This is a genomic window from Micromonospora sp. MGP-C2 (assembly GCF_057766525.1).
Genome location: NZ_JBYMEN010000002.1, coordinates 2,789,202 through 2,801,776, shown reverse-complemented (window position 1 = coordinate 2,801,776; position 12,575 = coordinate 2,789,202). Strand labels below are relative to the sequence as shown.

Genomic DNA, 12,575 nt, shown 5'->3' with positions numbered 1-12,575 from the left:
GAACGCAGTGGCCAGGGACTACTACGGCATTCTCGGTGTGAGCCGGGAAGCCTCCGATGACGAGATCAAGCGCGCCTACCGCAAGCTGGCGCGCCAGTTCCACCCGGACGTCAATCCGGACCCGGAGGCTCAGGAGAAGTTCAAGGACATCAACGCCGCGTACGAGGTCCTCTCGGACGACCGGAAGCGGCAGATCGTCGACCTGGGTGGCGACCCGCTCGCCCCGGGCGGCGGCGGTGCCGGAGGCCCCGGAGGTCCCGGTGGTGCCGGCCCGTTCGTCGGTTTCCAGGACATCATGGACGCGTTCTTCGGCGGTGCCGCGGGCGGTGCCCGTGGTCCGCGTCCGCGTACCCGGCCGGGCGCCGACGCGATCCTGCGCCTCGAACTGGACCTGCACGAGACGGCGTTCGGCGTCGAGGCCCCGATCACCGTCGACACCGCAGTGCTGTGCACCACCTGCTCCGGCGCCGGCACGGCGGCCGGCACCCACCTGGCGACCTGCGAGGCGTGTGCCGGTCGGGGCGAGGTGCAGTCGGTGCAGCGCACCTTCCTCGGCCAGGTGGTCTCCGCCCGGCCGTGCACCGTGTGCCAGGGCTACGGCACGACCATCCCGCACCCCTGCCCCACCTGCGCCGGCGACGGCCGGGTGCGCACCCGCCGCTCGCTGACCGTCAAGATCCCAGCCGGCGTCGAGGACGGCATGCGGATCCGGCTCGCCCAGCAGGGTGAGGTCGGCCCGGGTGGCGGCACCGCCGGCGACCTCTACGTGGAGATCCACGAGCGGCCGCACGACGTCTACTCCCGCAAGGGCGACGACCTGCACTGCCGGGTCACCGTGCCGATGACCGCGGCGGCACTGGGCACCCGGCTGACCATCAAGACCCTGGACAGCGAGGAGACGGTCGACGTCAAGGCCGGCACCCAGCCGGCCAGCACGCTGCGGCTGCGCGCTCGGGGGGTGCCGCACCTGCGCGGCACCGGCCGAGGCGACCTCTACGTGCACCTGGACGTGCGGACGCCGACCAAGCTCGACCCCGACCAGGAAAAGATGCTGCGCGACTTCGCCAAGACCCGCGGTGAGGAGGTCGCCGAGTTGTCCAAGCAGGGCGGCTTCTTCTCCCGGATGCGCGACGCGTTCAACGGGCACGCCTGAGGTGTCCGCGCCGCTGTTCCTGGTCGAGGCGCTGCCCACCGGCGACGCGCTGACCCTGGACGGCCCCGAGGGGCACCACGCCGCCACAGTGCAGCGGCTGCGCGTCGGCGAGGAGCTGCTGCTCGCCGACGGCCGGGGTGGCACGGCCGCCGCCGTGGTCACCGTCGTCGGCCGGGGCACCCTGGAGGTCACCATCACCTCCCGGGGGTACGCGGACGCGCCCGTACCCCGGATCGTCACCGTGCAGGGCATCGCGAAGGGCGACCGGGGCGAGTTGGCCGTGCAGGCGATGACCGAGGTCGGCGTCGACGAGATCGTGCCCTGGGCGGCGTCGCGCTCGGTGACCCAGTGGCGCGGTGACCGGGGCATACGGGCCAGGGAGAAGTGGGTGGCGACCGCCCGGGAGGCGGCCAAGCAGGCCCGCCGGCCGTGGCTGCCGGTGGTGGCCGGTGCGCCGGACGAGTCGACAGCCACTGTGGCCCGCCGGATCGCCGGTGCCGCCGCCGGGTTCGTGCTGCACGAGGAGGCCGACGAGCGGCTCACCACCGCCGACCTGCCGGCCACCGGTGAGATCGTCCTGGTGGTCGGCCCCGAGGGTGGCATCGCCCCGGCCGAGCTGACCGCATTCCGTGAGGCCGGCGGCCGGCCGGTGCGGCTCGGGCCGGCGGTGCTGCGCACGTCGACCGCCGGAGTGGCGGCGCTCAGCGTGCTCGCCACCCGCCTCGGCCGCTGGTAGCCCGTCGGCTGCTGGCTCGTTTACGGCCGAGGGAACACCGGCACCACCTCTTCCTCCGGCGTCAGGTCCAGCCCGGCCGGCCCGATGATCTGTGGGTCGGGCGTGCCGACCACCTCGGGGTCCTTGCCCGCGTAGTCGAAGCGGTGCAGCACGTGGCGCATCGCCTCCAGCCGGGCCCGCTTCTTGTCATTGCTCTTCACCACCGTCCACGGCGCGTCGGCGGTGTCGGTCCAGAAGAACATCGCCTCCTTGGCCTCCGTGTACTCGTCCCACCGGTCCAGCGACGCGATGTCCATCGGGGACAGCTTCCACTGCCGCACCGGGTCGACCTGGCGGATCGCGAACCGGGTGCGCTGCTCGTTCTGCGAGACGGAGAACCAGAACTTGACCAGCCGGATGCCCGAGCGCACCAGCATCCGCTCCAGCTCCGGGGCCTGACGCAGGAACTCCAGGTATTCCTTGCGGGAGCAGAAGCCCATCACCCGCTCGACGCCGGCCCTGTTGTACCAGGAACGGTCGAACAGCACGATCTCACCGGCCGCCGGCAGGTGCGCCATCCACCGCTGGAAGTACCACTGGCCGGCCTCCCGCTCGTCCGGCTTGGCGAGCGCCACCACCGACGCCCCACGCGGGTTGAGGTGTTCCATGAAACGTTTGATCGTGCCGCCCTTGCCGGCCGCGTCCCGACCCTCGAAGACGATCACCAGACGCTCGCCGGACTCCTTGATCCAGTCCTGGAGCTTGAGCAGCTCGATCTGGAGCAGCCGCTTGTCGCGGTCGTACTCGTCGCGGTCCATCCGTTCGTCGTACGGGTAGTCCTCCCGCCAGGTCTCGACGGGCGTCCCGTCGGGTCGGAGCAGGACGGGGTCGTCGTCGTGGCCATCGGCCACCTGGTAGTCGGCGGTGAGATCCAGCAGCGCGGAGTCGGCCATGTCGCAGACACTTACCCGCCCTCGTGCCGCGAACCACCCCCTGGCCGGGTGATGTGGGCGGCTGTTCCGCCGTCAGCTGCGCAGGTAGGAGGCGCCGTTGAGGTCGACGATCGTGCCGGAGGCCCACTCGGCCTGCGGCGAGGCCAGCCAGTGCACCGCGGCCGCGATCTCCTCCGGCTCGGCCACCCGGTCGAACGGGCTCTGCGCCCGGATCGCCGCGCCGTGCTCGCCACGCAGGTGCTCGGTGGTCATGTCGGTCGCCACGAAACCCGGCGCGACGGTGGCGACAGTGATGCCGTACGGCGCGAGCGCCACGGCGAGCGACTGACCCAGCGCGTTCAGGCCCGCCTTGCTGGCGCCGTACGCGGGCTGGTCCGGCTCGCCCCGGAACGCGCCACGGGACGAGACGTTGACGATCCGCCCACCGCGTTCGCGCATGTGCTGGGCGGCGCACCAGGTGACGTTGCCGGCACCGGTGAGGTTGGTTTCCACCACCCGCCGCCAGCGCTGCTGCCACTGCTCGTAGGAGGTGCCGAAGATCGGGTGCGGCTCGTCCCGGTCGCCGTACGTCCCGGCGTTGTTCACCAGCACGTCCAACCCGCCGAGCAGCTCGGCGGCCCGGTCGACCATGACCCGGACGGCGTCCGGGTCGGTGAGGTCCGCGCGGACCACCACGTGCCCGGTGCCGGGCAACTGCGCGCGCAGCTGTTCGGCCGCGTCGGCCGAGTCGCGGTGGTGGATCGCCACCCGGTCGCCACCGACCGCGAACGCCGTCGCCACCGCCCGGCCGATGCCGCGCGAGCCCCCCGTCACGAGTACCGCCCGATCCGTCATGCCGGCCATCCTGCCTCAGCCGGTCTCTCCTGCGAACAGGCCGGCGGCGCATGCTGCGCCGGGCGCCCCCGGCCCGTTAGTCCTTACACTGCCCCGATGGGATCCGACTGCCTGTTCTGCCGCATCGTCGCCGGGGAGATCCCGGCCACCGTGGTCCGGGAGACCGACACCACGCTCGCCTTCCGCGACATCGACCCGAAGGCGCCGGTGCACGTCCTGGTCATTCCGAAGGAGCACTACGCCGACGTCGCCACGCTCGCCCAGGGTGACCCTGCGCTGGCCGCCGACGTGCTGGCGACGTCCGCCGCGGTGGCGGAGGACGAGGGCCTGCTCGGCGACGGCTTCCGGTTGATGTTCAACACCGGTGCGTACGGCGGTCAGGAGGTGTTCCACGTGCACGCACATCTGCTCGGTGGCGCGCCGCTCGGCCCGATGCTCGCCCGGGACCTGGCGTGAGCGCAGGTCCGGCGCCGGACAGCCGAGTGGATGAGCGCCTGGGTCGGTTGGTCCGGCGGGTGCAGGCCGACGCCCGGGTGCCGGCGGTGTCGGCGGCGCTGCACCGGGCCGACCGCCCGCTCTGGAGCTGCACCGTCGGCGAGACCGGCACCGACAGCCCGCTGGGGCCGGGCACCCAGTTCCGGATCGGCTCGGTCACCAAGACCTTCACCGCGGCCCTCACCCTCCAGTGCCGCGACGACGGGCTGCTGGACCTGGACGACCCGGTGGGCCGGCACCTGGACCTTCCCGCACATGGCGAGCTGACCGTGCGCCGGCTGCTGTCACACACCGCCGGTCTGCAACGCGAGCCGTTCGGCGACGTCTGGGACAGCCTGCGCGCACCGGACGCCGACCAGTTGGTGGCAGAGCTGGACCGGGCCGAGCGGGTGCTGCCGACCGGACGGCGGTTCCACTACTCCAACCTGGGCCTGGCCGTGCTCGGTCAACTGGTCGCCCGGCTGCGCGGCGAGAGCTGGGCGCAGGCGCTCACCGAGCGGATCCTCACGCCGCTGGGGCTGACCGACACCACGGTGACCCCTCGGCCGACGGCGGCCACCGGCTTCCTGGTCGACGCGTACTCCGACGAGGCGCACCCGGAGCCGCCGACCGACTTCGGCGCGGTCGGCCCGGCCGCCCAGCTCTGGAGCACCGCGACCGACATGGCGCGCTGGGCGGCGTTCCTGGCCGACCCGGCGGCACTGGACCCGACCGGCACGGTGCTCGCCCCCGCCACCCTGGACGAGATGCGCTGGCCGCTGACCACCACCGACGAGACGCTCTGGGGCGCCGGCTTCGGGCTCGGCCTGATCCTCGTCCCGCAGGGAGAGCGGGTGATGCACGTGGGGCACGACGGGGCGATGCCCGGTTTCCTCGCCGGGGTCTACGGCCGGCGGGGCGGCGACGGCACGGCCGGCGCGATGGGTGCCGCGGTGCTCGGCTCGTCCGGCACGGCGGCCGAACTGTTCGACCTGCCGCACCGGCTGCTCGCCGCGGCGGTCGAGCACGACCCGGCCGAGATCGAGCCATGGCGACCGGGGGAACCCGCCCCGGCGGCCCTGCGGGGCGTGCTCGGTCGCTGGTGGGGGGAGGGTTTCGAGTACGTGTTCTCCTGGCGCGACGGTGCCCTGCGGGCGAGCGGGGCCGGTGACGCCGCCGGACGCCCGCCGGCGATCTTCACGCCCCTGCCGGACCAGCCGGACGTGTTCCGCACCGCCTCCGGTCGGGAGGCCGGTGAGCTGCTGCGGCTGACCCGGGACGAGGCCGGGGCGGTGGTCCGGATGCACTGGGCGACGTACCGGTTCACCCGCCACCAGGAGACCTTCGAGGGGTACGACTTCCGGGCCGGCAGTTGATCGCGGCCAGCGGAAATGGGCGCGATGCGGCCCGCGTTGAACGGATACGATGGGTGTAACGTCCGCACGCCAGGCCAGCAGGCCGGCGCCGAGATCGAGAGCAGGTGGCGCAGGGCCCTACGGGCCCGACCTATGACCGGCACCCCACCTCCCGGCCCGCCCCGGGTGCAGACCAGGATCACCGTGCCCGACTCGAAGATCATGGTCAATCTGCTCGGCGCAGGCGACGAGATCCTCCGACTCGTCGAACGCTCGGTCGCCAGTGACGTGCACGTTCGCGGCAATGAGATCACCATCACCGGTGAGCCCGCGGACAACGCCCTCGCCGAGCGCGTCTTCAGTGAGCTGCTCGAACTCATCGAGAAAGGCGAGACCCTGACCACTGACGCCGTCCGGCGTACCGTCGGCATGCTCGAGCAGGGCACCGCCGAGCGGCCCGCCGAGGTTCTGACGCTCAACATCCTCTCCCGTCGCGGGCGCACCATCCGCCCCAAGACGCTCGGTCAGAAGCGCTACGTCGACGCGATCGACTCGAACACCATCGTCTTCGGCATCGGCCCGGCCGGCACCGGCAAGACCTACCTGGCGATGGCGAAAGCCGTCCAGGCGTTGCAGGCCAAGCAGGTCAACCGGATCATCCTGACCCGGCCGGCGGTGGAGGCGGGTGAGCGACTGGGCTTCCTGCCCGGCACGCTCAACGAGAAGATCGACCCGTACCTGCGCCCGCTCTACGACGCGCTGCACGAGATGCTCGACCCGGAGACGATCCCCAAGCTGATGGCCGCTGGCACGATCGAGGTCGCGCCTCTGGCATACATGCGGGGCCGGACGCTGAGTGACGCGTTCATCATCCTGGACGAGGCGCAGAACACGACGCCCGAGCAGATGAAGATGTTCCTCACCCGACTCGGCTTCAACTCCAAGATCGTCGTGACCGGTGACGTCACCCAGGTGGACCTTCCCGGCGGGACGAGCAGCGGCCTGCGGGTCGTCCGGGAGATCCTGGGAAACGTCGACGACGTGCACTTCGCCCAGTTGTCCAGCACCGACGTGGTCCGCCACCGTCTGGTCGGGGAGATCGTCGACGCGTACGCCCGCTGGGACGCCGAGCGGGAGAACCAGCAGGCGCAGGGCGTCCACGCCGTGCCCGGGCGACCCGCCCAGGGCGGCCGGGCCGGCCGTCGCCGCTAAAGCAGAGGAAAGCAGTTGTCCATCGAGATCGCCAACGAGTCTGGTGTCGACGTCGACACTGACGCCGTGCTCGCCGTCGCCCGGCACGCCCTCGACGAGATGGGGGTCAACCCCCTCGCCGAGTTGTCCGTGCTGTTGGTCGACATCGACTACATGACCGAGCTGAACCACCGCTGGATGGGTGGCGAAGGCCCGACCGACGTGCTCGCCTTCCCCATGGACGAGGGCAGCGTCGACCACGGCCCGGGTGAGTCCGCGCCGGCAGGCGGCGAGCCCGCCCTGCTCGGCGACATCGTGCTGTGCCCGGAGGTCGCGGCCAAGCAGGCGGCGACCGCCGGGCACGCGCCGGCCGACGAGCTGCACCTGCTCACCGTGCACGGGGTGCTGCACCTGCTCGGCTACGACCACGCCGAGCCGGAGGAGGAGCGGGAGATGTTCGCGCTCCAGGCCCGACTGCTGGCCAGCTGGCGGTCGACCCGCACCCAGTGATGTCCACTCCTCCGTTACTTGCGGCCGGTGCCACCGCCGGCCTTCCTGACCTGCAGCTGATCGTCTTCGCGGCCGGCCTGGTGGTGCTGGCCGGTCTGATCGCGATGACCGAGGCAGCTCTCGCGGCGGTCTCGCCGGCCCGGGCCGCCGAGCTGGCCCGTGACGGTGTGCGCGGCGCCCGCACCCTCCAGGTCGTCGCCGGCGACGTCGTCCGGCACCTCAACCTGCTCCTGCTGTTGCGGCTGCTCGCCGAGTTGACCGCCACCACGCTGGTGGCGCTCGTCGCGGTGGACAGCTTCGGTGCCGGCTGGCGGGCCGCGCTGGTGACCGCCGGCGCGATGACCGTGGTCAGCTTCGTGGTGGTCGGCGTCGCGCCGCGCACCATCGGCCGGCAGCACGCGTACGCCGTGGGTCGTGCGGTGGCGCCGATGGTCCGCTGGCTGGGCCGGGCGCTCAACCCGCTCGCGTCGTTGCTGATCCTGATCGGCAACGCGGTCACCCCGGGGCGCGGCTTCCGTGAGGGGCCGTTCGCCACCCAGGTGGAGTTGCGGGAGCTGGTCGATCTGGCCGAGCAACGCGGCGTGGTCGAGCACGGCGAGCGCCAGATGATCCACTCGGTCTTCGCCCTCGGCGACACCATCGCCCGCGAGGTGATGGTCCCGCGTACGGAGATGGTGTGGATCGAGGAGGGCAAGACGCTCGCGCAGGCGCTGGCGCTCTTCCTGCGTTCCGGTTTCTCCCGCATCCCGGTGATCGGCGAGAGCGTCGACGACGTGCTGGGTGTGCTCTACCTCAAGGACCTGATCCGGCGCTCCCGGGGCGGTGACCCGGAGGCCGAGCAGTTGCCGGTGGCCGAGCTGATGCGCCCGGCGACCTTCGTTCCGGAGTCCAAGCCGGTCGACGACCTGCTGTCGGAGATGCAGGCGGCCCGCAACCACCTGGTCATCGTCGTCGACGAGTACGGCGGCACCGGCGGTCTGGTCACCATCGAGGACATCCTGGAGGAAATCGTCGGTGAGATCACCGACGAGTACGATGTCGAACGCCCGCCCGTCGAACGTCTGGCGGACTCCACGGTGCGGGTGACCGCCCGCCTGCCGGTGGAGAACCTGGGCGAGATGTTCGACACCGATCTGCCCACCGACGAGGTGGAGACGGTCGGTGGCCTGCTCGCCCAGTCGCTGGGGCGGGTGCCGATCCCCGGTGCGGAGGCGGAGGTCGCCGGCCTCCGGCTGGTCGCCGAGGGCACCACCGGCCGGCGCAACCGGATCGACACCGTCCTGGTCAGCCGGGTGGAGTCGGGCCACGAACAGGACACCGCGGGGCGTGGCGACCACGCCGGCCCCGGGGACGACACGGACAACTACCGAGATGACGAGAGGCAAGCTGCCGATGCCTGACACACCCGCCGCGCCCGCCGCCCGACCCGCCCCCACCGAGTCGGCGACGCTCAGCGCCGAGGACGGCAAGCTCGTCGTCCTGGCCCGGGGAGCCCGCGGACGGGTCGGCGCCGTGGAGGGCGCCGCGGTCCGGGATCAGGACGGTCGGACGTACGCGGCGGCCAATGTCGCGCTGCCCTCGTTGACCCTCACCGCGTTGCAGTTGGCGGTCGCGTCCGCCGTGGCTGCCGGGGCGAGCCGGCTGGAGGCCGCGGCGGTGGTGACCGAGGCGTCGACGCTGGACGGCGCCGGTCATGCGGCCGTACGTGACCTCACGGTGGACGCGCCGATCCACGTGGCTGCTCCCGACGGCACGGTCCTCGGCACGGTGACCCAGTGAGCCCCGTGCAGGACCCGGAGGCGCGGCCGTACCGTGCCGGGTTCGGCTGCTTCGTCGGCCGGCCCAACGCGGGCAAGTCGACGCTGACCAACGCCATCGTCGGCACCAAGATCGCGATCACCTCGAACAAGCCGCAGACCACCCGGCACGTCATCCGGGCCGTGCTGCACCGACCGGAGTCGCAGCTGGTCCTGGTCGACACCCCAGGCCTGCACCGCCCCCGTACGCTGCTCGGCGAGCGCCTCAACGACCTGGTCCGGTCCACCTGGACGGAGGTCGACGTCATCGGCCTGTGCATTCCGGCGGACGAGCCGGTGGGGCGCGGTGACCGGTTCATCACCGGTGAGCTGGCCGAGTTGAAGGCGACAGTGCTGGCGGTGGTCACCAAGACCGACCTGGTCGACAAGCGCCGCCTGGCGGAGCAGCTGCTCGCGGTGAGCCAGATGGGGGAGTTCGCCGAGATCGTGCCGGTGAGCGCGGTGTCCGGCCACCAGGTGGACACCCTGGTCGACGTGATGACCAAATATCTGCCGCCGTCGCCGCAGCTCTACCCGGACGACATGCTGACCGACGATCCCGAGCAGGTTCTCGTCGCGGAGCTGATCCGGGAGGCAGCCCTGGAGGGCGTCCGTGACGAGCTGCCGCACTCCATCGCCGTGGTGGTGGAGGAGATGATCCCCGAGGGTCAGGTCATGAAGATCTACGCCGACCTTTACGTGGAGCGGCCCAGCCAGAAGGCCATCGTTCTCGGTCACAAGGCGAGCCGGCTCAAGGAGGTCGGCACCAACGCCCGCCGGCAGATCGAGGAGCTGCTCGGCAGTCGGGTCTATCTCGACCTGCACGTCCGCGTCGCGAAGGACTGGCAGCGCGACCCGAAGCAGCTGCGCAAGCTGGGTTTCTGATCCACCGCACCGGCCGGGATCGACCAGAGAATCCGGTCACCCCTCGCCCTGACGCTCGGCCCAGAAGCGGACCAGGAACCGTTCCACGTCCATGATGGGGACGGGGTGGTCCGGCCGGGCTTCGACGCGGCGCAGTTCGGCACGCCCGGTGACATCGACCCGGGCGTGGTAGCGGCCCGGTGGACCGAGGGTCAGGATCGGGCTGGCCTGGAACTCCAACATGCCGGAGACGTGCACGGTGCCGTCGCTCAGTGCCAGTGTCACCTGCTGCTGAGCGTCCACGCCCGTGCGGTCGTCCGGCGGGGCGGCGGCCCACGACTCGAGCACTACCCGCGCGCGGTGATAGGAACCCGAAGCACTCATCAGGTAAAGGACGTCGTCGCCGGCGTAGCACAGCGCGCTGGCCCGGCCCGGCAGGTCCAGGAACTCGGCAACCGCGCCCGCGACGATGATGACGCGGTGAGCTGGCGCCAGCAGCGCCTCCACGCTGGCCAGTGGTTCAGTCATCGTCCCTCATTGTGGTTGCGGGGCCGGCGAGCCGTCGGCCCCGCAATCGTCGGTGAACATGCCGTGCAACTCATGATCGTCTTCGGTCAGGTGGGTGGAAAGGCTCACGTTTGGTCGGGGTGGTGACCGTTTCGCTCGGGCACCGCGCAGGGTAGGGGAGTTACGCCCCGCGTCCCCGACCCAGATGCAGGCTGATGCGCAACCGGTATCTCGATCTGCTCCGTTTCCTGGCCATCGTTCGAGTTGTCGTCTACCACGTCACGGGATGGGCGACCCTCACCCTCGTCTTCCCCGCCATGTCGGTGATGTTCGCGCTGGCCGGCTCGCTGATGGCCGCTTCGTTGACCCGTTCCGGGCCGGCGGCGGTCGGGCGGCGGCTGCGGCGGCTGCTGCCGTCGTTGTGGGTGCTCGCGGTGGTCTTCGTGCCGGCCATGCTGCTCAGCGGGATGCCGATGAGCCCCCGGGTGCTGCTGTGGCTGTTTCCGATCGCCGACCCGCCGGCCAACAACTGGGGCGCCCTGGCGCTGAGCATCATCTGGTACCTGCGCGACTACCTGTGGTTCGTGCTCGCCTCACCGGTCGCGTTCTGGCTGTTCCGGCGTGCCCCGCTGCTCACCCTGCTCGCCCCGTACCTCCTGCTGGTGGCGATCGAGGTGGGGATCTACCCGGCGCCTCCGGTGCTGCGCGAGTTCGGGCTCTACTTCGGAGCGTGGATGCTCGGCTTCGCCCATCACGCCGGGATGCTGCGCCGGCTCGCCGGTCGGGTGCTGTACCCGGTGGCGCTCGCGCTCGCGGTGACCGGCGGCGCCTGGATCGTCGGGCATCCCGGCCCGCGCGGGTACGACCTCAACGACAACCACCTCGGCAACGCGCTCTGGTCGGCCGCGTTCATCCTGATCGTGCTGGGCCGAGCCCCCGCCGGGGTGGCCTGGCTGGGCCGGAGCCGGCTGGCTGACCGGGCGGTGACCGTGGTCAACCGGCGGGCGCTCACCATCTATCTCTGGCACATGCCGTTCGTGGTGGCGCTCACTCCGCTGGTCGACGTGGTGGGTTGGTCCCATCAGGACCCGGTGGGTCTGGCCATCCGGGTGGTGCTGGTCTTCGCGCTGGTCGGGGTGGTCACCCTGGCCGTCGGGTGGGTCGAGGACGTCGCCGCCCGTCGCCGCCCGGAGCTGATCCCCGGCGGCCCGATCCAGGCAACCGAGCTGGCCGACCAGCCCGACACCGAGGGCCGCGAACAGCCCGACACCGAGCGCCGCGACCGTCCCGACGAGCAGCCGGCCGGGGCCACCCTCGGGCGGGCGGTGGTGCCACCGCAGCGGGTTGCGGCAGCACGGAGCGATGTCAGCGCTGGCTGATCGTGACGCTGCCGCTGCCGGCCGAGCCGTCGAGAACGTCGGTCGCGGCCGGGTCGTGCGTGACGGTGATCCGCGCGTCGCCGGAACCGGTGCTGGAGCGCACCTGGTAGCTGCCCGCCGGCACCAGCATCGTGACGTCGCCGCTGGAGGCGTGCGCCCGGGCCGAGGCGGGCTTGTCCAGCTCGACTGTGACATTGCCGGAGCCGGCCTCGGCGTCCGCCGCGCCACCGAGGCGGCGCGCCGTGATGTCCCCCGAGCCGGCGCGCAGGCGGATCGTCCCACTGGTCTCGCTCACGTCGATGTTCCCGGACCCGGTCTCCACCCCGACCGTGCCGGAGGCGCCGTTGACCCGGACGTCACCGGAGCCCAGCCGCAGGTCCACCGCGCCGACCCGGCTCAGCTCGACATCGCCGGAGCCGGACTCGCCCTGAAGGGCGACGCCCTCCGGCACGGCCACCTCGTAGGAGACGCTGCACCGGTCGCCGCAGTCGGTGTCCAGCACCAGCTCGCTGCCCTTGATCTCGTAGCGGGCCTTGGGCTCGCCGCCCTGGTAGCGCACCACCCGCTTGATCCGCGCCTCTGCGGCGGTGGCGGTGCCCCGGACGATCAGGTCGCCAGCACCCGGCAGCACCCGGATGGTGGTGATCTTCACGGTCTCGGTGTCGTCGTAGTCGAGCCGGCGCATGGCCAGGTTGTCGCACCCGGCGAGCACGATGAGTGCGGTTGCCAGCCCCAGGGCGATGGGGGTGGCGGCGCGACGACGGCGGGCGTCGGTGGTGGATTGCATTGCCATGGCCAGCACGCTACGGCCGGTGCGGAGCCGCGCGCATCGGGGTTCATCCGC

The 12,575-nt window shown here is 71.8% G+C and carries 14 protein-coding genes; 10 read left to right on the top strand and 4 right to left on the bottom strand.

Going from position 1 to position 12,575, the window contains the following annotated elements:
- Nucleotides 1–7 precede the first annotated feature (7 nt).
- A complete protein-coding gene (gene dnaJ / locus AC3CF1_RS12440) occupies nt 8–1,153 on the top strand; it encodes a molecular chaperone DnaJ (protein ID WP_172862226.1) in 1,146 nt (381 codons plus the stop codon).
- Nucleotide 1,154: 1 nt separating this feature from the next.
- Nucleotides 1,155–1,889, top strand: coding sequence for a 16S rRNA (uracil(1498)-N(3))-methyltransferase (locus AC3CF1_RS12435; protein ID WP_488450523.1), 735 nt, complete (start codon nt 1,155–1,157; stop codon nt 1,887–1,889).
- A gap of 20 nt (nt 1,890–1,909) precedes the next feature.
- Here the strand turns inward: AC3CF1_RS12435 and ppk2 are convergent, their stop codons facing one another.
- Both ppk2 and AC3CF1_RS12425 read right to left on the bottom strand, forming a co-directional pair.
- The gene (ppk2, locus tag AC3CF1_RS12430) at nt 1,910–2,821 is read right to left on the bottom strand and encodes a polyphosphate kinase 2 (RefSeq protein ID WP_088949692.1); all 912 of its coding nucleotides are present in this window, start codon (nt 2,819–2,821) and stop codon (nt 1,910–1,912) included.
- Nucleotides 2,822–2,893: 72 nt separating this feature from the next.
- Nucleotides 2,894–3,655, bottom strand: coding sequence for an SDR family NAD(P)-dependent oxidoreductase (locus AC3CF1_RS12425; protein WP_330465715.1), 762 nt, complete (start codon nt 3,653–3,655; stop codon nt 2,894–2,896).
- Nucleotides 3,656–3,751: 96 nt separating this feature from the next.
- Here AC3CF1_RS12425 and AC3CF1_RS12420 point away from each other — a divergent pair, with 96 nt between their 5' ends.
- The 7 genes from AC3CF1_RS12420 (at nt 3,752) to era (ending at nt 9,866) form a co-directional block, all read left to right on the top strand.
- On the top strand, nt 3,752–4,111 hold the full coding sequence (locus tag AC3CF1_RS12420) for a histidine triad nucleotide-binding protein (RefSeq protein WP_088988083.1): 360 nt from the start codon (nt 3,752–3,754) through the stop codon (nt 4,109–4,111).
- A 26-nt stretch (nt 4,112–4,137) separates the two neighbouring features.
- Complete coding sequence (locus AC3CF1_RS12415) at nt 4,138–5,505, top strand: serine hydrolase domain-containing protein (protein WP_488450522.1); 1,368 nt, start codon at nt 4,138–4,140, stop codon at nt 5,503–5,505.
- 132 nt (nt 5,506–5,637) lie between these two features.
- Nucleotides 5,638–6,696 (top strand): PhoH family protein, encoded by a 1,059-nt coding sequence (locus AC3CF1_RS12410; protein ID WP_088949689.1) that lies wholly within the window; start codon nt 5,638–5,640, stop codon nt 6,694–6,696.
- A gap of 15 nt (nt 6,697–6,711) precedes the next feature.
- Nucleotides 6,712–7,185, top strand: a complete 474-nt coding sequence (gene ybeY / locus AC3CF1_RS12405; protein WP_088949688.1) for an rRNA maturation RNase YbeY — start codon at nt 6,712–6,714, stop codon at nt 7,183–7,185.
- On the top strand, nt 7,161–8,585 hold the full coding sequence (locus tag AC3CF1_RS12400) for a hemolysin family protein (protein WP_088951947.1): 1,425 nt from the start codon (nt 7,161–7,163) through the stop codon (nt 8,583–8,585). Before ybeY ends, AC3CF1_RS12400 begins: the two co-directional genes overlap by 25 nt.
- Nucleotides 8,578–8,964: a cytidine deaminase gene (locus AC3CF1_RS12395; RefSeq protein ID WP_488450521.1), complete on the top strand. Its 387-nt coding sequence runs from the start codon at nt 8,578–8,580 to the stop codon at nt 8,962–8,964. The genes AC3CF1_RS12400 and AC3CF1_RS12395 overlap by 8 nt, the downstream gene beginning before the upstream one ends.
- 5 nt (nt 8,965–8,969) lie before the next feature.
- A complete protein-coding gene (gene era / locus AC3CF1_RS12390) occupies nt 8,970–9,866 on the top strand; it encodes a GTPase Era (protein WP_099857888.1) in 897 nt (298 codons plus the stop codon).
- A gap of 36 nt (nt 9,867–9,902) precedes the next feature.
- Here era and AC3CF1_RS12385 read toward each other — a convergent pair whose 3' ends face one another.
- Nucleotides 9,903–10,373, bottom strand: coding sequence for a hypothetical protein (locus tag AC3CF1_RS12385; protein ID WP_354983393.1), 471 nt, complete (start codon nt 10,371–10,373; stop codon nt 9,903–9,905).
- 194 nt (nt 10,374–10,567) lie between these two features.
- Between AC3CF1_RS12385 and AC3CF1_RS12380 the strand changes: the two genes are divergently transcribed.
- Nucleotides 10,568–11,731 carry an acyltransferase family protein gene (locus AC3CF1_RS12380; protein WP_488450520.1) on the top strand — a complete coding sequence of 388 codons (1,164 nt, stop codon included), beginning with the start codon at nt 10,568–10,570 and terminating at the stop codon, nt 11,729–11,731.
- On the opposite strand, the gene AC3CF1_RS12375 is transcribed toward AC3CF1_RS12380, so the two are convergent.
- Nucleotides 11,718–12,524, bottom strand: a complete 807-nt coding sequence (locus AC3CF1_RS12375) for a DUF4097 family beta strand repeat-containing protein (RefSeq protein WP_488450519.1) — start codon at nt 12,522–12,524, stop codon at nt 11,718–11,720. The two genes, AC3CF1_RS12380 and AC3CF1_RS12375, sit on opposite strands and share 14 nt — an antisense overlap.
- Nucleotides 12,525–12,575: the final 51 nt, after the last annotated feature.

What these genes read in the sequence shown, in the direction of transcription:
- ppk2 (WP_088949692.1), bottom strand. Translation starts at nt 2,821, where the DNA reads ATGGCCGACTCCGCGCTGCTGGATCTCACCGCCGACTACCAGGTGGCC.
- AC3CF1_RS12385 (WP_354983393.1), bottom strand. Translation starts at nt 10,373, where the DNA reads ATGACTGAACCACTGGCCAGCGTGGAGGCGCTGCTGGCGCCAGCTCAC.
- AC3CF1_RS12375 (WP_488450519.1), bottom strand. Translation starts at nt 12,524, where the DNA reads ATGGCAATGCAATCCACCACCGACGCCCGCCGTCGTCGCGCCGCCACC.
- AC3CF1_RS12420 (WP_088988083.1), top strand. Translation starts at nt 3,752, where the DNA reads ATGGGATCCGACTGCCTGTTCTGCCGCATCGTCGCCGGGGAGATCCCG.
- AC3CF1_RS12380 (WP_488450520.1), top strand. Translation starts at nt 10,568, where the DNA reads ATGCGCAACCGGTATCTCGATCTGCTCCGTTTCCTGGCCATCGTTCGA.
- AC3CF1_RS12410 (WP_088949689.1), top strand. Translation starts at nt 5,638, where the DNA reads ATGACCGGCACCCCACCTCCCGGCCCGCCCCGGGTGCAGACCAGGATC.
- AC3CF1_RS12425 (WP_330465715.1), bottom strand. Translation starts at nt 3,655, where the DNA reads ATGACGGATCGGGCGGTACTCGTGACGGGGGGCTCGCGCGGCATCGGC.
- AC3CF1_RS12395 (WP_488450521.1), top strand. Translation starts at nt 8,578, where the DNA reads ATGCCTGACACACCCGCCGCGCCCGCCGCCCGACCCGCCCCCACCGAG.